Origin of the sequence: Thermoflavimicrobium dichotomicum (assembly GCF_900114055.1) — a bacterium.
GTDB classification, from domain to species: domain Bacteria; phylum Bacillota; class Bacilli; order Thermoactinomycetales; family Thermoactinomycetaceae; genus Thermoflavimicrobium; species Thermoflavimicrobium dichotomicum.
The window spans coordinates 27,976-49,543 of record NZ_FORR01000023.1; the positions used below are offsets into that span (position 1 = coordinate 27,976).

13 protein-coding genes and 1 pseudogene are annotated in these 21,568 nt (G+C 43.4%); 9 read left to right on the forward strand and 5 right to left on the reverse strand.

The window, feature by feature from the left end; all coding sequences use genetic code 11:
• The first annotated feature begins 89 nt into the window (after nucleotides 1-89).
• The 3 genes from BMZ78_RS16190 (at nucleotide 90) to BMZ78_RS16200 (ending at nucleotide 10,029) form a co-directional block, all read left to right on the forward strand.
• Nucleotides 90-1,223 carry an MFS transporter gene (locus BMZ78_RS16190; protein ID WP_093231452.1) on the forward strand — a complete coding sequence of 378 codons (1,134 nt, stop codon included), beginning with the start codon at nucleotides 90-92 and terminating at the stop codon, nucleotides 1,221-1,223.
• Nucleotides 1,224-1,507: 284 nt separating this feature from the next.
• Nucleotides 1,508-1,861: a hypothetical protein gene (locus BMZ78_RS16195; RefSeq protein WP_093231453.1), complete on the forward strand. Its 354-nt coding sequence runs from the start codon at nucleotides 1,508-1,510 to the stop codon at nucleotides 1,859-1,861.
• 359 nt (nucleotides 1,862-2,220) lie between these two features.
• Complete coding sequence (locus tag BMZ78_RS16200; protein ID WP_217645021.1) at nucleotides 2,221-10,029, forward strand: type I polyketide synthase; 7,809 nt, start codon at nucleotides 2,221-2,223, stop codon at nucleotides 10,027-10,029.
• A gap of 149 nt (nucleotides 10,030-10,178) precedes the next feature.
• On the opposite strand, the gene BMZ78_RS16205 is transcribed toward BMZ78_RS16200, so the two are convergent.
• Nucleotides 10,179-11,471, reverse strand: coding sequence for a vWA domain-containing protein (locus tag BMZ78_RS16205; protein ID WP_093231455.1), 1,293 nt, complete (start codon nucleotides 11,469-11,471; stop codon nucleotides 10,179-10,181).
• A gap of 506 nt (nucleotides 11,472-11,977) precedes the next feature.
• On the opposite strand from BMZ78_RS16205, the gene BMZ78_RS16210 reads away from it, so the two are divergent.
• Nucleotides 11,978-12,718: a PIG-L deacetylase family protein gene (locus BMZ78_RS16210; protein ID WP_093231456.1), complete on the forward strand. Its 741-nt coding sequence runs from the start codon at nucleotides 11,978-11,980 to the stop codon at nucleotides 12,716-12,718.
• Between the two features lie 148 nt (nucleotides 12,719-12,866).
• Here BMZ78_RS16210 and BMZ78_RS16215 read toward each other — a convergent pair whose 3' ends face one another.
• From BMZ78_RS16215 to BMZ78_RS16225, 3 genes and pseudogenes are all read right to left on the reverse strand, one after another.
• Nucleotides 12,867-13,778 carry a phosphotransferase gene (locus BMZ78_RS16215; RefSeq protein ID WP_093231457.1) on the reverse strand — a complete coding sequence of 304 codons (912 nt, stop codon included), beginning with the start codon at nucleotides 13,776-13,778 and terminating at the stop codon, nucleotides 12,867-12,869.
• Between the two features lie 172 nt (nucleotides 13,779-13,950).
• The gene (locus BMZ78_RS16220; protein ID WP_093231458.1) at nucleotides 13,951-14,424 is read right to left on the reverse strand and encodes an excalibur calcium-binding domain-containing protein; all 474 of its coding nucleotides are present in this window, start codon (nucleotides 14,422-14,424) and stop codon (nucleotides 13,951-13,953) included.
• A 251-nt stretch (nucleotides 14,425-14,675) separates the two neighbouring features.
• Nucleotides 14,676-15,194, reverse strand: a pseudogene (locus tag BMZ78_RS16225) (DUF1572 family protein); the annotation flags it as partial.
• A gap of 286 nt (nucleotides 15,195-15,480) precedes the next feature.
• Here BMZ78_RS16225 and BMZ78_RS16230 point away from each other — a divergent pair.
• The 3 genes from BMZ78_RS16230 (at nucleotide 15,481) to BMZ78_RS19515 (ending at nucleotide 16,945) form a co-directional block, all read left to right on the forward strand.
• Nucleotides 15,481-15,906 carry a DUF2935 domain-containing protein gene (locus BMZ78_RS16230; RefSeq protein ID WP_093231460.1) on the forward strand — a complete coding sequence of 142 codons (426 nt, stop codon included), beginning with the start codon at nucleotides 15,481-15,483 and terminating at the stop codon, nucleotides 15,904-15,906.
• Between the two features lie 257 nt (nucleotides 15,907-16,163).
• Nucleotides 16,164-16,541, forward strand: a complete 378-nt coding sequence (locus tag BMZ78_RS19510) for a class I SAM-dependent methyltransferase (protein WP_341849648.1) — start codon at nucleotides 16,164-16,166, stop codon at nucleotides 16,539-16,541.
• A 47-nt stretch (nucleotides 16,542-16,588) separates the two neighbouring features.
• On the forward strand, nucleotides 16,589-16,945 hold the full coding sequence (locus tag BMZ78_RS19515) for a hypothetical protein (protein ID WP_341849649.1): 357 nt from the start codon (nucleotides 16,589-16,591) through the stop codon (nucleotides 16,943-16,945).
• Between the two features lie 821 nt (nucleotides 16,946-17,766).
• Here the strand turns inward: BMZ78_RS19515 and BMZ78_RS16245 are convergent.
• A complete protein-coding gene (locus BMZ78_RS16245; RefSeq protein WP_093231462.1) occupies nucleotides 17,767-18,072 on the reverse strand; it encodes a hypothetical protein in 306 nt (101 codons plus the stop codon).
• Nucleotides 18,073-18,252: 180 nt separating this feature from the next.
• On the opposite strand from BMZ78_RS16245, the gene BMZ78_RS16250 reads away from it, so the two are divergent.
• On the forward strand, nucleotides 18,253-20,184 hold the full coding sequence (locus BMZ78_RS16250; RefSeq protein ID WP_093231463.1) for a putative thiazole-containing bacteriocin maturation protein: 1,932 nt from the start codon (nucleotides 18,253-18,255) through the stop codon (nucleotides 20,182-20,184).
• On the forward strand, nucleotides 20,181-21,568 hold a 1,388-nt coding region (locus BMZ78_RS16255), incomplete at its 3' end, for a TOMM precursor leader peptide-binding protein (RefSeq protein WP_093231464.1). The genes BMZ78_RS16250 and BMZ78_RS16255, both read left to right, overlap by 4 nt.

A 21,568-nucleotide genomic window follows, 5' to 3' on the forward strand; every position in this document is an offset into this window, starting at 1 on the left:
TCCTTTCACTTTTTGTTTGGGATTTTGATTTGCGGGAAATAGTTTAGGGAGACGAAATAAAGAACCCAAAAGAGATTGAGGGATCAAAGATGATTCGTCTTTTCCTTACGTTTATTGCAACAACGAATGCTTTTATCATTTTGTATGCGCCACAGCCGTTGCTTCCGTTGTTTGTGCAAGAGTTTCACATATCCATGTCGACAGCCAGTCTGACCATATCTGTCACGATCATGGGATTAATGATAGCCTCATTTGGCCTGGCTACTTTTTCAGATCGGTGGGATCGGAAAAAACTCATTCTGATTGCTAACATGTCCTTGGTCGTACCAAGCATGGCCTTGTATTTTGCTTCGTCCTTCTTTTGGGTATTGATTTGGCGATTGTTACAAGGAGTGTTTATTGCATGTGTCACTTCGATGTTGATGGCTTATGCATCTGAAGAGTTTCCAAACCATCAACGTGGTAGAATCATGGGCATTTATGTAAGTGCAACGGTGACGGGCGGGTTACTCGGAAGAGTACTTTCGGGGCCAATTGCCGAACGATATTCATGGCATGAAGTTTTTGGTTTCATTGCTTTATGTACATTGGTGATTGGCATACTCCTCCTGTTTCTGCCCACATCACAGAATCAATCGAAACCCGCTCAACAGGTGTTTTTCTCTCATTTGCAAAATCCAGCTTTGATCGGGACCTTTTTCATTGGCTTTTCCCAGTTTTTCGCCTTTATCGGTTTTTTCAATTACTTGCCTTTTTATGCACAAGAGAAACCATTTCATCTCAGTGTCAGTGAAATCTCTGCACTTTATCTTACATATCTTTTTGGCGTGTTTTCAGCTCCATTAACGGGTTTTTTGTCTGATCGCTTGGGGCGTAGAACCATGATGGCCGCTGGACATCTGATTGGAGCTCTGGGAATTATGCTTACGCTATATCCATCGGTCCTGGCCTTGATCATCGGTGCTTCGATTTTGACCTTTGGCAACTTCTCTTCCCAATCATCGGCCACAGCCCATGTCACAGATATGGCCTGCGAATCGAAAGGAGCAGCTACTTCCCTTTATCAATGCTTTTACTATTTGGGTGGAAGTTTGGGTGCCTGGCTGCCTGGTGTCATATGGCCCTGGTTCGAATGGAAGGGAGTCGTTGGGTTGACGATCGGGTTTATCTTGTGTGCCATTATGAGCAATGTTTTTTTGGCTGGGAGAAAAATTGCACATTAGTTTAGGAGAGAGGTCTTAAGTTCATTGAATTTGGTAACGGTTTCAGTTCATAAAAAATTTTTTCCTTACATACAAGGGTAAACCGATGTGAATAGAGAATTAATAAGTAAAAGAATGAAAGTTATAATTTATTTTTGGCATTTAAGCCATTAAGGAATTGAAAAAATCTCCATTTATTCCTATACTAAAATCGCAACCAAATTCTTCTGTTTTTGATAGAAAAACTTTGTAAATGACTCATTATAATAATTATAATTAGTCTCTTAGAAGGGAAGAGATTGAATATGAAACTGAAATTTACGATGCTCTTTCGTTACCATGAAGAAACCAAAGATACAGATGCATTTGCAAACTATTTGCGGACTCAGATCATTCCCAATATCCTTAAGATCAAAGGGATTTCCCATGTTGAGTTATGTCACTTCGTCCCATTCTCCTTTATCAGTCCAAACGTAGAACTTGATGAAACCAAATATTTATTCCAACTGGATATGTACTACGAAAGCGATGAAGCCTTCCAGCAAGCAGTGTCCAGTTTTAATGACAGCTTCCTGGTTGAAGAGATGATCAGGGCAGGAGATTACATTGACCTCTATCTTTCCTACATAGAACCATTTTATAAGGAGGAAATGTATTAAATTTCTGCCCTTCTATTTGATGGCAACATTTCTCTGATTCATATAAGTTTGTCATTCAGTTTGTCTTTTCTATATGAGTCAAATCGTGACAGAATTAAAAACTGCCATATGGACTCATTATATCTTTTAAGCAGATACTTATAAAATCAGACTGTCTTGGCTCGCGAATAAAGCGAGCTTATTTGTTTGGAATTGTATTTATCGGTTATAGATGGCTTTATTATGTGTCTTGAGAGAGAAAATACTATTTATTATGAATTTTATTAATAAAAATTTTACCTATAAAAATGGTACGCTTTTTTATAAAAGTAGTATAGTATAATTAAATTATAATATAAAAAATGGAGGGAATTGTTATTATGAATGATAATCCTATTGCTGTAGTCGGAATAGGATGCCATTATCCGGGAGCAAAGGATATTAAGGAATTATGGGAAAACATTCTCTCCCGTCGGCGGCAGTTTCGTAAAATGCCGGATCAACGTTTGCCGTTAGCGGATTATCATGATCCAAATCCTGACACCCCAGATAAAACATATACCCGGTATGCAGCCCTTATTGATGGCTTTGAGTTTGATTGGGCTGGCCGAAGGATTCCAAAAACTACATATGAATCTTCTGATATTGTTCATTGGCTAGCGTTGGAAGTTGCTACGCAAGCGTTATCGGATGCTGGATATTCCCGTGAAAATTTACCCAAAACAAAAACAGGTGTTTTATTGGGAAATACATTAACAGGTGAATTTACACGCTCCCAAATCATGAGACTTCGTTGGCCATATGTTCGTAAAACGCTTAGAGCCGCAGGAAAATCTCAAGGTTTGTCTAACGAGTTAATCGATCAGCTGGAAAAGCATATGGAAAACATATATAAATCTGCGTTTCCACCTGTTACAGAAGATTCTTTGGCAGGCTGGTTATCGAATACCATCGCAGGCCGGATTTGTAATTATTACGATCTGCATGGTGGCGGATATGTGGTCGATGGTGCTTGCTCTTCCTCTTTGCTTGCTGTGGCTACAGCAGCTGGTAAATTAGCCAATGGTGAACTGGATCTGGCTTTGGCTGGAGGAATCGATATCAGCTTGGACCCCATGGAAATCGTTGGATTTGCCAAAGCTGGAGCTTTAACCAGTAAAGATATGAACGTATATGACCGGAATTCCAGTGGATTTATTCCAGGGGAAGGTTGTGGCTTTGTTGTTCTAAAACGTCTGGAAGATGCCCGAAGAGACGGAGATTATGTGTATGCTGTCATTCGTGGATGGGGAATTTCTTCGGATGGAAAAGGTGGCGTCACAGCACCTAAAGCAGAAGGCCAGGCTCTTGCTTTGCGCCGGGCATATGAGATGGCTGGTTATTCTCCACATGAGTTGGATTTTATTGAAGGACATGGTACAGGAACCGTTGTGGGAGATCGCACAGAATTGGAAGGAATTGCATTGGCCAGAGATGCATTTGGGAAAACTGAATCGCGTTCATGTGGTGTGACCTCCTTCAAATCATTGGTTGGCCATACCAAAGCAGCAGCAGGAATTGGCGGATTGATCAAAGCCGTGTTGTCGGTCAATCAGCGTGTGCTTGTACCAACAGCAGCCTGCAAGGAACCCAATGATGTTTTCTATACGGCCGCACAAAGTATTTATCCCATCTTGCAAGGTGAAGTTCGGGAACCTGATCAGCAAATGCGTGCGGGTGTCTCAGCAATGGGCTTTGGCGGCATTAACTGCCATGTAACGTTGGAATCCGCTGATTTACCCAAGCAAGAATTAAAACCGGAAATTGAAGAAAGAGCGCTGCTCGTTTCGAATCAAGATACCGAATTGTTTGTGTTGGCTGCAGACTCAAAAGAAGATTTGCTCGCTCAAGTGAAACAAGTTCGTAAAATGGCCGAAGGTATGAGTATCGCTGAACTTGTTGATCTGGCATGCCATTTGACAAAGAATGTCAAAGCAGGAGCGAGGTTCAGGGCTGCACTGATCGCAGATCATCCTGACCGTTTGCATGAGCGATTGGAATTTATGGAACAGAAGCTGGCAAACGATTTCCCGGCTGAAGGTGAAGTCTATGCTGACTTGGAGAAGCAAGTATGGATCAGCAATCAAGTGAATCAGCACCGGGTTGGCTTCCTTTTCCCCGGACAGGGATCGCAAAAAGTAAATATGGCGCGTACCTTGTTCGAAAGATTCCCTTGGGCCAGAGAATTGGCGGAGCAAGTATGGGAAGTGTTGCCGCAAGGAAAAGAACGTATGTTCCGTCCTCTGGATAAGGCACGAAACCAGGAAGAAATCAAGGAATGGGAAAAACAGTTAAGCCAGACAGAAGTAGCTCAACCTACGATTTGTTTGGCCTCTGTTTTGTGGGCAAAATTCCTGGAGCGTCTGGGAATCAAGCCGGATGTAGTCGCTGGTCATAGCTTGGGTGAATTATCTGCTCTATATGCGGCTGGTGCCTACGATGAAAAAACATTGTTCCAACTTGCCGCGATCAGAGGAAAAGCCATGTCTGCTTCCGAAGAAGAGGCGGGTACGATGGCTAGCCTGCGTTGCAATCAGGAAGAAGTGGAAAAGATTTTAAAAGAAGTGTCTGGTTATGTGGTAGTTGCCAATTTAAACAGTTCGATGCAAACAGTGATTTCGGGTGAGAAAGAAGCGGTTGCTGAAGCAGTAAAGATTGCGCAGGATCGTCAGATTCAAGCGGTCATGTTACCTGTTTCCAATGCTTTCCATTCTGAGCTGGTGCATCAGGCTGCGAATACATTGCGTGAGCATGCACCCGTTCCGGTGGAGTCCGTGAAATTATCGGTACCGTTTATTTCTGGAATGGATGGGAAAGAGTTAAAAAGTCTTTCTAATGGCAAAGAATATTTTGCCAATCAAGTGATCAGTCAGGTCGATTTTATTTCTCTCATTTCCACGATGAAAGAAAAATGTGATCTGTTGGTGGAAGTGGGACCAGGGCGTGTGTTAACAGGTTTGGTGAATGATCAATTCCAGGGTACGATCGCATGTTTCCCTGTCGAGTCAAGACCGGGTATGGATTATGATTTGCATCAATTCCTGGCCGTTTATTTTGTACAAGGCGGACAAGTCCATTGGGAAGCCTTGTACGAAAACCGTTTGGTTCGTCCTTTTGTTCCCGCTAGCGAAAAGAATTTTATCGTCAATCCTTGCGAAAATCCTTTATCTGTACCATCCCCAGGGGATGCTGGCGAGATCGATGTTTCGTTCAACTTGCCTGAAGCGAAAGATTTGCCTGCGGATGTGATCAATCAGTATCTGAAGGAGAGAGGCTCCTTTATACTTGATGTGATTCGGGCTGACTTGAAACATATGAATGTAATGTCTTCTGTACCTCAATTGAAACAAACCGTTGAGCAGAAACCAGTTGCAAGGCAGGTTTCTCAACCGGCTCTACAGTCTGTACATCATGTTGAACAAGCTGTGATACAGTTAGCAGCAGAGCGGACAGGTTATCCGATGGATTCAATCCGGCTTGACCATCGCCTGCTTGATGATTTGAATCTGGACTCCATTAAATCAGCTGAACTTGTATCTTCATTGGCCCATATGTTTGGCGTGGCTGACCAAATTGATCCAAGTGGATTTGCAAATGCAACACTTGAGGAGGTTGTCCGTGAAGTTCAGGCACTACTTCCTGATCAGCTATCAGAAGCAGTCGAGGAAAGAAAAAGTCATGATGTCGCTGATTTGCTGATCCGGCAAGCAGAGCAAATCACCGGTTATCCACGAGAATCGATCCATATGGATTTGCGCTTGTTGGATGATCTGAATCTGGATTCCATCAAATCAGCTGAACTGGTTGCCAATGTAGCAAAGGAACTTGGCGTGGCAGACCGTGTCGATCCCAGCTTGTTTGCCAATGCAACTTTGAAAGAAGTAAGTCAAGCTTTGGAAAGCCTGGTTCCACAAAAAAGCGAGGATGCTGGCGAAAACTCGATTGCAGACTCCCTGTTAAAATGGGTAACAAAGTTAACCGGTTATCCACGAGAATCGATCAGTATGGACTTGCGCTTGTTGGATGATTTGAATCTGGATTCCATTAAATCGGCTGAATTAGTCAGTCAGGTAGCCAAAGAGTTTCATTTGGAAGGCAAATTGGATCCCACATTGTTTGCGAACGCCACACTCAAGGATATTGAACGGGAACTGGAGCAATTGATCGAACACAAACCGGAGAAACCGAAAGTGATCGTTTCAAAACAGCCACAAAGCTCAAAGAGAACTTGGGTGCGTAATTTTGTGGTCGACTATGTAGAAAAACCGTTGACAATAAAAGATATTGCTTTTCCAGAGACATCTCGTTTCCTGATTGTGGCGAAACAAAAACGTCATGCTCTGGCTCAAGCATTGTCGCAGGAATTGAATCATTACCAGATCCCACAGGAAATCGTGACATTTGGAGAGTTGCAAGATCAAGATCTGTTGAAGAATGAGGCGTTTAGCCATATTGTCGTCATTCTGCCCAAAACAGATACGAACGAAGATATTGCCGAAATCGTGAAGAGACTGCAAAGTGTGGTCCAGCCAGTGAAAGATTATGGCTATAAAGCTTCGATCACCTATATTCAGTATGGTGGTGGCTACTTCGGAACACGTTTGGATCAAATTGAATTGGCTACTTGTACAGCAAATGCTTTTGCAGCTAGTCTTCATTTGGAGCGTCCGAATGCCAAGATTCGCGTCATTGATTTGAGTCCGGCACTGAAACCACAAGCCATTGTGAAAAATGTGCTGCTGGAAATTTCCGCTGAAGATGCCTTTATTTCCGTTGGATATGATGAGCACAATGTAAGACGTGTTCCACAGGCGATTGTGCAACGGCCAAAATCGTATCCTTCACGCTTGATTGAATGGACAAAAGAGGATGTGATCCTTGTTACCGGTGGTGCCAAGGGGATTACAGCCGAGTGTGCTCTAGGGGTAGCGAAATCGACAGGAGCCAAGATGGCTCTGGTTGGAAGCTCGGCTCTGGAGAAAAGCCGAGAAGTTCAGAAAACGTTGGAGCGCTACCGGCAAGAAGGCCTTGTTTGTCAATATTACCAATGTGATATAACAGATCGAAGTGCCGTTGAACAATTGATCAAAACCGTCCAAGAAGAGCTGGGACAAGTGACAGGTGTGATTCATGGTGCGGGTCTTGTGCACTCCAGACGGGCTGAGCAAATTACTCTGGAAGCCTTTTTAAGAGAAATTGGACCTAAGGTGTTCGGAGCTTTAAACCTTTGTGACGTGTTGAAAGACCAACCACCGAAGCTATTTATCGGATTTTCCTCCTTGACGGGTCTGTCTGGTATGGCCGGAAATACTTCTTATGGATTTGCCAATGAAGTGTTGCAGCTCATCTTACGCCGTTTCGAAAAAGAACATCTTGAAACACAAGTGTTGGCTGTTGCTTTTGGCGTATGGGATGAAGTAGGTATGGGTGCACGATCAGGCAGTATCAATTTCCTGGAAAAGAAAGGAGTCTATGCGATTCCGGTTTCCGAAGGGGTTGAACGGTTTGTTCATCTGTTCCATCATGATCCGCAGGCCAAACAAGTGGTCGTTACAGCAAAAATAGATGGTTTGGATACCTGGCATCCACGTCCGGTCAAACGGGAAAAAGAGTTTCGGTTCATTGAAGAAATTGTCACCGACTATCCGGAAGTGGAGCTGGTGACTCGGGTTCACTTGGATCTTGAAAGAGATTCATATGTAAAAGACCATGTTTTTAATGGAACATATCTGTTCCCGACGGTATTTGGTCTGGAAGCCATGGCTCAAGCCGTCTCTTATGTAACGGGAATCGAAGATTTCAGCCGTGTTCGTATCGAGGATATTCAGTTAAAACTGCCAATTGTGCTGGATCCGAAAAAAGGCGTTACAGTTGAAGTCCGTGCAGAAGTGTTGGAAGACAGACGGGTAGTGACAGAGATTCGAACAGAACAGACGGGCTTTGCGAAGGCGCATTTTGCAGCAACCTTTGTATTCCCTTCAGAAGTGGAAGTGAAGAAACAGGATGTATCCTTCCCTGAGGAGCCTTTGGCCATTGAACCAAAAGAAGATCTTTATGGTCCACTTATGTTCCAGGGACCTCTATATCAGCGCATCGAAAAGGTCTATGACGTGAAATACAATCAAGAACAGAAAACGGGTAGCTGTCAGTTTACAGCCCGTGCAGAATCGATGGAAGAATTTTTGCTTGGCGATCCGTATCATCATGATGCCTTGTTGCAATCGGTACAGATGGTCGTACCGCAAGATGTGTGCTTGCCAGTACAAATCGCTTCCTTCGAGAAACTTGGACTCTATGAAAACATGAAAGGAACATGGAAATCTGTAGCCAGACTCGAAGAGAAGGGGGATTCTTACTATATCTATACCGTTGATGTGTTGGATGAAAAGAATCAGGTAGTCCAAACTCTGGCGGGCTATAAGGTACACATCATGGAGCATAAACCGGAGCGCCCAACGGTTGAAGAGCTTGTTACAATCGCTTTCCCCGATGAACGGCGACTTGCCCAAGCGATTCAAGCATCTGCCGATTCGTTCCAGATCGAAGTTCCAGTGATGACCATAGCTCATTTGCCAGGGATTCACAAGCAAAAGAAAGATCAGCGCCGGGCGAGAGTGATTCCGCTATTTAAAAGAGCACTTGTGAAAGCTGGAGCTAATGAGGTCTATTCGGTCACATGGAATGAAACAGGAAAACCCGTCGTACTGAAACAGGGTACTGTCACAAGTGATTACCATGTTTCCTTCTCTCATGATGATGAAGTGACCATTTGTGTACTTGGCAAGGCCGAACAAGGCTGTGATATCTTGCCGATCGAAAGCCACCGTGACGAAGAAGAGTGGAGTCGCTTGTTGACAACGAAGTATCAATCCCTGATTCAGACTTTAAAAGAATCGGGTGATTCTGTAGCCCAAGCTGGAAGTCGCATCTGGGCTGGTATAGAGGCTGTGAAAAAAGCAAGCGGAGCAAATGTCCAAGGTATTGACATCGGAGAAGTTTTGGACGAAGCCGTTTTATTAAAGGTGAAGACGGAACAGTCGAATCATACGGTGCTTACCATCCCTGTACAATTATCAAAGCCGACGAAACGAATGGTAGCAATTGTGGTCTCATCGGAGATGTCTCAATCTGAATCAAATGCAGTACTACTTAACGATGAATTTCATCCAGATTACGGCTTTGTTCATCGTTTTGCACTTACTCATCCCATTTCTTTCACATTGGGAAGAAGGACAGAAATCTCGAGTTACGCCACTTGGGTCGGAAAAGTAAGAGAGTTAGCCTTGTCCTCCGTTCGTGAACGTGTAAGAAAGCAGTTCGCTACAGGAAGATATGGAATGGTTACCAATTTTGTACAAACCGAGGTTTTCGGCGAGGCAGGATCTCATGATGTGATGGAAGTTCATGTTCAAGTGGATCGTATCGAAAATGACAGTTATATCGAAATGGTTTATTACTGGCATAAGGTGAAAAAAGATAAAGACTTGGAATTGATTGCGGTTAGCAGACAAGGCCTGACTTGGGTGGAGATTGTCGGTCATGATTCAGAGCGAACAGTAAGACCAAGTCCATTCCCGGATTATTTCAGACAGTATTTAGATGATAATTTAACGATTATGCGGCATCGACATTCTCTTGAGCGAAAAGCCACTGTCTTGTCTGACCAGTTGCTGGGAAAAGAGTTGTTTGAGGTTAAAACAGGTCCTGCAAATCGCATGATCTTGCAGAAGACGACGATCGAAACCACTTTAGAAGAATCGGATTTGGTAGGTAACATCTTCTTCTCTAACTATTCCATTTGGCAAAGCAAGGTTCGCGATCAATTCTTCTATAAATTGGCTCCTGAATTGTATCATGGAGTAGGTGAACAGGGTGAATGGCTCGCTCTTTACAGTCAGGTGAAACACCTCCGCGAAGCAGTACCGTTCGATACCATTCAAGTAGAAATGTCGTTATCCAAGCGGTATGAATATGGTGCCAAACTGTTCTTTGAATATTACAAGCTGGGTCCAGATGGAAACAGACAGAAATTGGCCTATGGCGAACAGGATATTATCTGGGTAAAACGGGATGAGTATGGAAACCCATACCCTGCTCCACTGCCAGAGGTATTTGAAAAAGAGTTGGAGAAAGTTCCACAGTTGCGTTAACGTCGGTTCGATTCGATATATAAAAACCTTAGCTCGATATTCACACGAGCTAAGGTTTTTTCTTGCGAACCCAGTAGCGTTATGGTGACCATCACCTGAAAAAAAGAAACATGCCACCTAGGTAATAAATAAGCGGCATGTTTCTTTTTTTATGATGATGGCTTTGTATTTGCTGCTGAATCGTAGTTTTTCTTTAGCTGATCAAATTTGGATTGGATTCTTGGTTGTACAGTTTGGCTAATCAGTTCCTGTCTTTTCTTTAAAAGATCATAGAGAAAGCTTTTTTCAGTTTGATCAATTTTAATTCCAAACATATCGAGTGCAGCCGTCATTTTTGGATTACCGTCATAAGAAAAGCCATGAGGAGAGATATTAGTACCCTTGGTGATAGATCCAAAGGCTCTCTGTTTAAATTCTGAAATAATCTGACCCCAGGTTGAAATACTCTTAGATTCATCGATTTTCGGAATCAATTTGGGTATAGAAAGATTGTTACTTTGCAGTTGGTCGTTATTGAGTTTGAAGTCATTATATAAACCCTGGCTAGATGCTGCAATGGATTTTAGTTGACGTTCAGTTTCAAGTTGATCAACATTTATACCAAATACGTTGACTAAAGCTTGGATGTCGGATGTTGACAGCTCTTTGGCAAGCTGATCTGGATTATCTTTAAAACTATCATTTACACTTATGATGTATACAACATTAATGGTATTCGTAGCAGTCTCTTTTGCAAGATCATTTTTTAATTGACGTAATGCGACAGACATCGAGGCCTGTTTGTTGCCAGATTGTATAATTGAAAGTTTTTGAGTAATACTGGATAAATCAGACGTAAGAAGAGCATACTGATCGGTTTTTGCACCATATGTACGTAATGAAAATTGATATGAAACGGTATTTTCTGGCTTCATTTCAAGAAGTGAATTTTCGATTTCTCTCTTGAGAATATCTAATAAAGTACGATGATTGCTTACTTTCGTAGCAGTCTTTTGTCCTGCATCCAAAAGTATATTGATGTTGATCTTGACAGGGGACTGGTCAGATAGATTTAGCTTTTCCGGTTTTATCCGTAAGGACGGGTCATAGGTATCAATAAGTTTTAATACGTGTTGCCAGTCTTCATTAAAATAATAGAGCAGACGATCATAAGCTTGATCAGCCTTCATGGAATTAGGCATTAGGTCGACGTATTTTTTTGCAAATGAGTAGATTCCGGCATCATCATTTTGCATTTCTATTAATAATTTTCCTGGTGGAAACTCTAGCAGTCCTGGAAGGCTGGTTGGCGCTTTTGGAATAGGAGGTTCTTTAGCAATAGACTGTTCTTGTTGCTGAGAAGGTGTTTTATGTGAAGATGGGGCTACTTTTGTTGCTTCCGAGTCAGAGCAAGCAGACAAAATCAGTAAACATGATAATAATAGATAAGGGAATTTTCGCATCCTTTAATCACCTCATTTTTTATTTAAATTTAATTTATGAAATTAAATTAGCATAGATAGGATTTTTATGTCAATTTTATAAGAAATACAAGTAATAAAATGTATTTAGTATATAGTTTTTATAAATTATGAATTTAAATACTCTTGGCTCATGATATATAAATATTTTAAAGTTTAAAGTGTCAGTTCTGCCATCTGCAAGGATAAGAATTTTTGGTTCGGATTAAGTGAACATTTATTTATAGAGTTGGAGGAGTACACGTAATCCGAAGTGTAAAATTTTCATTGCATATTACGATGATGAATGCTTTATTTAAAGGTTATATTATTAAAAAGGTTACAAAATCATTCTTTTGTAACGTTATTTAGGGTAATTTGCTCATCGTTTTTTTACAATGATACCATTTCCTGGGTAATAAAACGGGTGATAGAGGAATTTTAAAATTGCTTCTGTTCTTTTATTGACTCATAATAAATATATACATAAAAAGGAAGGAAGTCTCCATATGAAACGGCTTTTATTTGTTTATGCGCATCCAGATGATGAATCGTTTACGGTTGGCGGGACGATTGCCAAATATGCTGAGCAGGGAGATGTGGAGATTCATTTGATCTGTGCAACTCGTGGTGAGGCTGGAAAAACAGGAAATCCGCCTCAATGTTCTCCTGAAGAGTTGCCAAAAGTACGTGAACAGGAATTGAAGAGCGCAGTGGCTCACCTGGGACTGCATCATCTTCATTTTTTAAACTACAAAGATGGTACATTATCGGATGTACCGGTCGAAACATTAAGTCAAGATATCATGGCCTATTTAAAACAGATTGCTCCGCAGGTGGTTGTAACTTTTGCTCCGCACGGAATTTCAGGTCATAAGGATCATATCGCGATTTCGCAAGCTACGTACAAAGCTGTGACAGAAAGTAATGTTTTCTCGGTAAAAAAACTGTACTATGTGACGATCCCGGCATCAATGGGAGAGAAAATGGGGAGAAAAGTTTATACAGACCCTGATTCATCCATCACCACCATTATTGAGTGCGAGAAATACAAACCTCAAGTGATGAAAGCGCTGTTGGAACATAAAACACAAAATATGTCTGTCGATAAAGCATTTCCCGGTGTATTGGCTGGCGATGATTCGAATGTTCCTGGTAAAAACTACTTCATTCTCGCTTGGCAACGGATCATAAGACCCATTAATAAACAAGAGCATGATTTGTTTGATGGGATTTCCAGCCAGGTCTGATCTCCAAAGGATTGTTTGTGAAATCAGCCGATCGTCCTATGTAGGCTTTTGGATGATCGGCTTTTGTTACGGGATCAATGATTTATCTTTTGTTTTAATCGACCATTTTTAAGTGATCAAAGCTCTATTGAAAAATGGATAATGAGACCTATTGAGTCATAAGTGCAAGGGAGATGCTGTCCTTAGCTATTTTCATAACGGCTTCATCTTGATAATCATAGCCATAAGATAATAGGACGACGGCAACATAAATAGCTATAAACTGTGCAACCCGTTGGGTCTCTTCCGGTACATTTCCATAGATCGCAAAGAATTGTTTTCGCCCTTCTGGAGGTAAAAAACTGTATACAATGGATAAATCGACGGCCGGGTGACCGATATGTACATCTCCCCAGTCGATGATGCCGCAAATGGTACCGCTTGAATCTACCAAAATGTTTTTGCAATGCAAATCACCATGAACCACGGTTAAAGGGGCCATCGGGGGATTGGTTGGGACTGTATTCATAATGTTTTCAATCTGATGATATCGAAGAGGAAAAGATACTGATTTCAGTTGCTGCAGATACTGTTGCAGTTGCTGCTTTCTTTTTGGGATATTCAACCGGCCATATCGGTCAAAAGGAACTCTATATTTCTGAGCGATTGAGATGGGAAGCTCATGTAATGTCTGCAAAAATTTTGCCAAGATGGAAGCAGATGAGATCCGTTGTCCAAGCGATACATTCCTTGGTAACTCTCCGGGAACAAAACGGTATCCTGTAAATATCCAGGGATAGTCAGTGGAAGGCTTTCCAAAAAAGAGTGGTTCTGGGATCGTGATCGAGAGTTTGGATACCAGGAGAGGAAGGAAACGATTTTCAACAGCTAATATTTGAGCTCCCAATTCCCGGCGTGGAAAGCGAAAAACATAGGCATCATTGACTTTAAAAACGGTATTATCAAATCCTTCACCACAGGGTTTGATATTTGAAACCGATAAGCAAGGAAACTGCTCTTGGATTAATTGTACAGCTTGTGCTTTGGATACGACATGCTCTGGTGACCATGCTTTGTTCATGACTGTCACTCCTGGTAAAGGGGGCCAGTTTTAGATAAGTATCATTCTTTAGGAAACACTATGTTATCTTACTGATTATTTCTGTATCTTTCAACTTCTTACTGAACGATGCTTTTATTTTCGATTATGACCAAAATCGTTTTTTATCAGGATCTTATACCAAAACTAGTATTTATTTACTCCGTTTAAGATTAAGAGCCAATACCCCTATTAAGAGAAGAATGAAACCCAAGAGCATTGAATTGGGATAACTGGTAGCCGTATTGGGCAGTTTTTCACCTACTTGATCGGTTGTGTTATTCGTATCACTTGTTCCAGGATTTTCGGATGTACCAGTATTTTGATTGCCATTATTCGTGTTACTGTCTTCGTTGTTAGTACTACTATCTCCGTTATTCGTGTCATTTCCCCCTGTCGAAGATAAATTTTCACATGGAATTCCATCTTGATCTTCATCTAAATCGTCAATATTTCTGGCTGCAGAACCACCATCGTTTGTAAAGTATGCTTGAGCGTCTTCGGGAGTAGAAAAATCCGAACAGTTTTTGTCAATACCGTCATTTCCATTATCAGCAGCGAAGGTAGTACTTGAAAAGATGAATAATCCCATTACTATGCCAAGGAAAGAGGTAAATAGATTCTTCACTCAAGCCCCCTCCCTATTTAAGTTGACTTTTTATTCAACAGTAAATTAATACCACATTCAATGAAATATATTTTGTTTCCTTCCCAGCAATATGAATATTTAATGAATATGGAATAATAAGGTTTTAACAGAAAAAAGCAACCCATCGAAAAAGGTGATGAGTTTGTTGTTGGTGAGTCAAATATGGCTGGAGGTTTGCCATCAAGCTGAATCCCATTAATCTGAGGGATTTTTTTTTGTTCTATTTTTTTGCGCATCTCCTCTAAATATTCTCGTGATTTTCCCTTTGGAATCGTCAGGTTTTGCCAATCTTCATTTTTCACTAATTTAGCAAGATAAACGATCTGTCCGATATGATACGAATAATGAATGACTTGTCTTTGGATTGCCTGAATGACGGTATGGTTCTCCCCGCGGATGGTCACTGTTTTAAGCAAATCCTCTGGCCGCAAGCTTGCAATGGTATCGAAAACCACTTGCCAACCTTTTTCCCAATCTTTCATCAAAGCTTCTCTTGAAGCATAACTCCCTTCAAACTCTGCATCTCGATCCCGTGTGGGCTTCTCGCCATCTGTGGTCAAAAAATCGGTCCAGCGCGACAGCATATTGCCGGAGAGATGCTTAACCAGAATAGCGATGCTGTTTGATTCACTGGCCGGTGAAAAATGAAGTTCCTCCAGAGTGAGTTGCTGCATTGCCTTTTCTCCGGTACGCTTGATCGAGCGAAAATCCTCCTGTACACAAGAGAGATATTCTTGTTCCATGACCATCCCCCTTTTTAAGCATCAGAAAGAGAATCAAAATGATTACTTCATAAATAAAATTCCCTATCTTCTAAATAATATTATACAAAAAAGAGCAGGTTTATATGAATGAGCTACTCCACCTACAGCTTCTACGCAAATTCGAAATTCACTACCTCCACCCCTATTCGGCTTTTGGTTCAGCTGCTCTCCACAGGCCCTCAATAGGAGTCATTCCAATCATGTTTGTCAATCTTTGTGAATACATTTATTTAAATAATAGGAAAATATCGAATGGGGGCCAGGTAAGAAAATGCAACATTATTATGGAGATCAAATGCCGTTGCGTATTTTGGATGAGGCTGAATTTTGGAAGCATCAAGAAGAAGAACATACGGTTGTTATTCGAGAACTGGTAAAAAATCTGGAAACACAATATGTTGAGGCGCTAAAAGAATGGGAGAAGGTTTTAAGCGAAACACACCAGCGTATAATAAGGTTCATTGAAACAGTCATCCGTTCTGGTTATGATGTTACACCTGAGGTTTATCAAGATGTATTACATTTAGTGAAATTTTGTCTCGATCAAAGCGAACAGTTTATCGAGCTGTGCAGGCAAATCAGGGATCAAAGTGAAGCCATCAAAGACAATTTAACCGCTAAAGTTGTTATTAACCATATTATCCGCGAATCCGAATACTTCATCGGTATCGCACAAACCATTTTATATCAGAAATAGTCAAATTCAACAGATATTCACTATTCTAGAAGATCCGAATAGAACAGCAATTATTCGCATTTTAAATCTTATTTATGCTTGATTTGAGCTGTACTTTGATACAAATCTGCCGCCCTGACAGGAATTTGCGTGATTTGCCACGAATCCATTTTGAAAGGTCAGAAAGTTGGGAGTATGGGTGAACGTGAGCTTGACAAACTCTGTCACGGTCAGTCTTTCCATACTTCTGATTGAGAGCGAGTTAGGTGGTGTATCTCATGCCGATTGACTTTCATTCTAAGGACAACCGTTTCACATATTCTACACGTCGGGCTGATTCATCCTGGATGTCCGCTATCCGAAATATCGTTGATATTAAAGGTAAAAATGTTTTAGATGTTGGATGCGGTGGTGGTATTTACTGTAAGGCATTTGCCGAGATGGGCGCAGAACATGTTACTGGAATCGATTTTTCTAAAGAAATGATCAAAAGTGCTGAAGAAAACTGCAAGGACTATCCCCAAATCACTTTTGTTGAAGGGGATGCACTTGCTACTAACTTACTAGGTTCTCAGTATGATGTGATTCTGGAAAGAGCACTCATTCACCATCTGACGGACTTGGAATCTGTTTCCGTGAGGCTTATCGATTATTGAAGCATAGCGGCATCTTAATTGTGCAGAGTCGTACCATGGAGGATGCCTTGCAACCGCCGAATGAGAATCATATTCGGGGGTATTTCTTTGAAGTATATCCAAGACTCATTGACAAAGAAGCCAAACGAAGACACGATAGCAAAACCGTAAAGGAAGCCTTGCTGAAGGTGGGTTTTCGATCCGTTGATGAACATAAATTATGTGAGACAAGAAAAATTTACACGGATCTTGAAGAACTCAAGGATGATCTCTTAGCGAGAACAGGTCGGTCCATTTTGCACGAGCTATCAGATCCAGAACTGAAATATTTGGTTCAGTATATAAGCGAACGATTGCGCAATCGTAGTACACAGGAAATTGTCGAACAAGACTACTGGACGATTTGGGTGGCTAGAAAGGATTAGTTGTCCATCAGCTAGAGAAGTTAAGATCACTTTATATCCCCAAAATGAAAAAAATACATCCTTTCTACAACATAACCCATTTTTTTGTATTGGAGGCACTTTTTTCTTAACAACTTGTTGATAAAATTATGATTTGCAATGGTAGTGGCGTAAACTGCTATGGACCTAGGGACCCAATTGCTATCAATACTGGTACTGGCAATATCCAACACATTAGCAAAACCCAGACTGAAGGAGATCAAGACCAACATCCTTAAATGGAAACATTGAAAGAGCCTGCATTAAGCATAGCTTAGAGTAGGCTCTTTTTTTCGTTAAAACCTTGATGATTACGGAAGGAGAAAATTTAATTCGAGGGAAAATCACATTGCTATCAAGTTAAGGCCTTTTTTAAAGAATATCGCAAATATAAGAAATATATCAGAGACCTTGAATGACCTGTTTTCTAAACCAAAAGACTGCTAAACGCTTTTTTGCAAAGCGCTAGCTTCCCTACATGACAAAACTTCACATGTAATTACATTTAATCGAGATCTGGCTGATAACCAAGCGTAATAGGCAGTTAAAAAATGAAAAGAAATTGCCTGATGGATGCGCCGTCAGGATCTATCCCGTGAAGTAAACTTCCTTCCGTTTTACGAAGATTCAATATATTATTCGAAGCCGTAACAAGAGCGGATAGTGTATCATAAGATATTTTGTCGAGGGAGATATTCGATGATCGGAGTATTTGGTTCGAATTCACCCGTCGGACAATCGATTATTTTCGTTCTGTTCTTCATGCCCGTTCCTGATTACGGAGCTGGCGCTACCTATTCATTTTATAAACGGAGGTTGTAAAAATGGATGATTGCAAAAAATGCAAAAAAGAACTCGAAAAGCTGAGCGTTGACGAGTTTATGCAGTGCGAGGTGACGCCTTGGGAAAATCAAGGCCAGTATGATCCTGAGCTGGCTCAACAATGCGCTGGTCGCCAATGCGCTGGTCGCCAATGCTTCAATTGTCGCCAATGCTTCAATTGTCACAGATGCTTCAATTGTGTCCAATGCTTCAATTGTGTCCAATGCTTCCGTTGTGCCCAATGCTTCCATTGCGCTCGTTGCGGTAATTGCCGTGGTTGATTTCATGGATCGTTTCCTAGTGGAAACCATGGCTGCCTGAGGAGAAGAGGTCACCCCTGCACAGATATTTTTTTGGGCTGGCAGGGGTTCTTCTCTTAAAATCAGCCATAAAGGACAAATTGCCGTACATAAGATACTAGAGTAATGGTGCAGATTTGAGAACAGCTCACGGTAAGGAGGAGCGGAATGACAAATTTGAACCCTTCGATGCGTCTGAAAGTGAAAGGGGATACGTTTTTTCTCCCTGATCCCAACGGCGGTGTGTATTTTCGGAACAACTCAGTCTCGTTCCGTTTGGAAGGCAGGACGATCGATCAGTGGATTGAAAAACTCATACCGATGTTCAACGGGGAGCACACGTTAGAGGATATAACAGACGGATTGTCGGATCCATACCGGAACCGGGTGTATGAAATCGCTGAAATCCTGTACCAAAACGGCTTTGTCCGGGATGTGAGCCAAGACCGTCCACATCAATTGCCGGATGAGGTTCTCAAAAAGTATGCTTCACAAATTGAATTCTTGGACAGTTTTGGTGGCTCGGGCGCGTACCGTTTTCAGTCCTATTGTCAGTCCAAAGTGTTGGCGGTCGGCTCCGGTCCGTTTTTTGTCTCGTTGGTTGCTGCCTTGTTCGAATCTGGATTGTCCCGGTTCCACGTGCTGATCACGGATTCGGTACAGACCAACCGGCAGCGGTTGGCGGAACTGGCGGCACATGCCCGCAGAACGGACCCCGAGGTGGCGATGGAGGAGGTCACTCTGCATAAGGAGGGGATGAGTTCCTGGCAGGGGGCTGTGCAGCCATTTGATGCGATTTTGTATGTGTCGCAGGAGGGCAATGTCGAGGAACTGCGGGTTCTTCATGCAGTTTGCAGGGAGGAGAAGAAGGTGTTACTCCCGGCCATATGTCTGCAGCAGGTGGGCCTGGCGGGTCCACTGGTGCATCCTGACTCTGACAGTTGTTGGGAGTCGGCGTGGCGCCGCATGCACCAATCTGCGCTTTGCAAAGACCCGCAGTTGCACACTTTCTCTTCCACAGCAGGAGCGATGTTGGCGAATGTGATCGTGTTTGAATGGTTTAAATCGGTTACAGGAGTGACCGAATCGGAAGGGAAAAATAAATTCTTCCTGCTGGATCTGGAGACGTTGGAAGGAAACTGGCATTCATTCATGCCCCATCCGCTGGTGACCGGGCGTGCAGCCAAATGGGTTCAAGATCTCGATCTGCGGCTCGAACGGAGTGCGGACAGGAGAGAGTCGAATGGATTGCTTCGTTACTTCAGCCTGCTGACATCGCAGGAATCAGGGATTTTCCATATTTGGGAGGAAGGGGACCTGAAGCAGCTTCCGTTGGCTCAGTGCCGCGTTCAGGCAGCCGATCCGCTGTCGGAGGGACCGGCTGAGCTGTTGCCGGACATAGTTTGTACCGGTCTGACGCATGTGGAAGCGCGGCGGGAAGCGGGGCTGGCCGGGATTGAAGCATATGTGTCGAGAATGGTCGGGCTGCTCGTTGAGGATGGCATGGTAGAACCGCAGGAATTTGTCGGCGTCGGAGCGGGGGAAACGGTTGCGGAAGGCGTTTGCCGCGGATTGCAAAAGTGTCTGGATGAGGAGCTGCGCAAGCGACAGGATCAGAAGACTCCTGTCTTTCATGTGCAGTTGAGAGCGGTAGAAGATGAACGTTGCCAGTTTTATTTGCAGGCATTGACCACGATGCAAGGTGAACCGACGATTGGCTTGGGAGAAGAAGTGTCCGGATTCCCTGTGGTGTGGGTCGGTACGGGCGGCCGCTGGTATGGCAGTGTAGGCTTGAATGTGACACTCGCCTTGCGGAAGGCGTTGCAACAGGCGCTGACGAAGGCACAAAACCAGGCGACGTGCCTCACGATGCAAGCGTTGGAGGCATCAACCGTACTTCTTGAAGAAAAGGTGCCGCAAAGCCTTGCAATCCCCGGGTGTGAAGATGAGGCACAATCGGAGGTCCTGCAGTCCGCTTTGCAGATTTTGAAACGGAACCACAAGCGGCTCTTGGTCTTGGATCTGGCCTTGGAGCCATTTTTGCAAGAGGAACTGGCAGGAGTGTTTGGTGTGTTGTTACGAGAGGAGGAATCTCGGTGAGCGCTGTCGTGATGGTTGTCGGAGAAGGGCAGTTGGCGGACTTCGTATCTGAAGAACTGTCCACCCAATGCCAGGTCGTTCGTCAGACGGATATACAGGCAGGAGTACCAAAAGCGGCAGATTTGGCTCTGGTGTTGCACGATGCCTGGCATCCCTCCGTTCATCAAAAGGCGGAAGAGGTGTTGCAACCGAGCGGCATCCCTTGGCTACGCGGCTTTGTTTCATTTGGCGAAGGCGTGGTCGGGCCGCTGGTTCGTCCGGGCACGCCGGGGTGCTCCCAGTGTGCGGACTGGCGACGTCTCATGGCAGGATTCGACCGCAAGGAAATGTGGCAGCTTGAGCAGAGACTGGCGGCGTACGGGGGAAGGTCACGTGACGTGTGGGCATCGCGCACAGGGCTTTTGCAGGTGGCTCATCTGGTTGTAGCGGAGGCAGAGAGGGTGCTGCAAGGCAGACGGGCCCACTCGGAAGGACGGGTGTTTTTGATCAACCTGAAAACGCTGAAAAGCTCACGCCACTTCTTTTTGCCCGATCCGCAATGTCCGGTTTGCGGTCGATTGCCTGACGATTCACCGACAGAGGCCCGAATCACGCTTAAACCAAGTCCGAAGATCAGCACCGACAGTTACCGCTGCCGTTCGATGGATGACCTGAAGGAAGTTCTGGTTAAAGACTATCTGGATTACCGGACTGGCCTTCTGAATGGGAAAATGCATGACCTCATGTCCCCGTTTGCCGATGCGAGCGTGAATCTGCCGCTATTCACGGCGGATGAGGGATCAGCAGGCCGGACTCATTCCTATGCAGAAAGCGAGTTGACTGCCATTTTGGAGGGATTGGAGCGGTACTCTGGTCTGGCCCCTCGTGGCAAACGGACAGTGATCCAAGACAGTTACCGCAATCTCGCAGATCAAGCCCTTCATCCCGTCAAGGTAGGGGTGCACACAAAGGAACAGTATGCGCGGCCTGGTTTTCCGTTCAAACCGTTTGATCCTGACCGCCCAATCGATTGGGTATGGGGATATTCGTTTCTAGAGGAGCGTCCGATTCTGGTTCCGAAGTTGCTCGCCTATTACAGCTTGGGATGTGGGGGGGATGGCTTTGTCTATGAAACTTCCAACGGATGCGCGTTAGGCGGAAGTTTGGAGGAGGCCATTTTCTACGGCATTTTGGAAGTGGTGGAACGCGATTCATTCCTGATGACTTGGTACGCGCAACTGCCGATCCCTCGCCTTGACCCAGGTTCTGCTGATGACAAGGAATTGCGGTTGATGGTCGACCGTTTGAAGGCGGTGGCGGGATATGATCTGTATTTGTTTAACGCGACGATGGAGAACGGGATTCCAAGCGTTTGGGCGTTGGCGAAAAACAGGAGACAAAAGGG

What these genes read in the sequence shown, in the direction of transcription:
- BMZ78_RS16200 (WP_217645021.1), top strand. Translation starts at nt 2,221, where the DNA reads ATGAATGATAATCCTATTGCTGTAGTCGGAATAGGATGCCATTATCCG.
- BMZ78_RS16205 (WP_093231455.1), bottom strand. Translation starts at nt 11,471, where the DNA reads ATGCGAAAATTCCCTTATCTATTATTATCATGTTTACTGATTTTGTCT.
- BMZ78_RS16230 (WP_093231460.1), top strand. Translation starts at nt 15,481, where the DNA reads ATGCAACATTATTATGGAGATCAAATGCCGTTGCGTATTTTGGATGAG.
- BMZ78_RS19510 (WP_341849648.1), top strand. Translation starts at nt 16,164, where the DNA reads ATGCCGATTGACTTTCATTCTAAGGACAACCGTTTCACATATTCTACA.
- BMZ78_RS16190 (WP_093231452.1), top strand. Translation starts at nt 90, where the DNA reads ATGATTCGTCTTTTCCTTACGTTTATTGCAACAACGAATGCTTTTATC.
- BMZ78_RS16245 (WP_093231462.1), bottom strand. Translation starts at nt 18,072, where the DNA reads ATGAAATCAACCACGGCAATTACCGCAACGAGCGCAATGGAAGCATTG.
- BMZ78_RS16210 (WP_093231456.1), top strand. Translation starts at nt 11,978, where the DNA reads ATGAAACGGCTTTTATTTGTTTATGCGCATCCAGATGATGAATCGTTT.
- BMZ78_RS16250 (WP_093231463.1), top strand. Translation starts at nt 18,253, where the DNA reads ATGACAAATTTGAACCCTTCGATGCGTCTGAAAGTGAAAGGGGATACG.
- BMZ78_RS16215 (WP_093231457.1), bottom strand. Translation starts at nt 13,778, where the DNA reads ATGAACAAAGCATGGTCACCAGAGCATGTCGTATCCAAAGCACAAGCT.
- BMZ78_RS16195 (WP_093231453.1), top strand. Translation starts at nt 1,508, where the DNA reads ATGAAACTGAAATTTACGATGCTCTTTCGTTACCATGAAGAAACCAAA.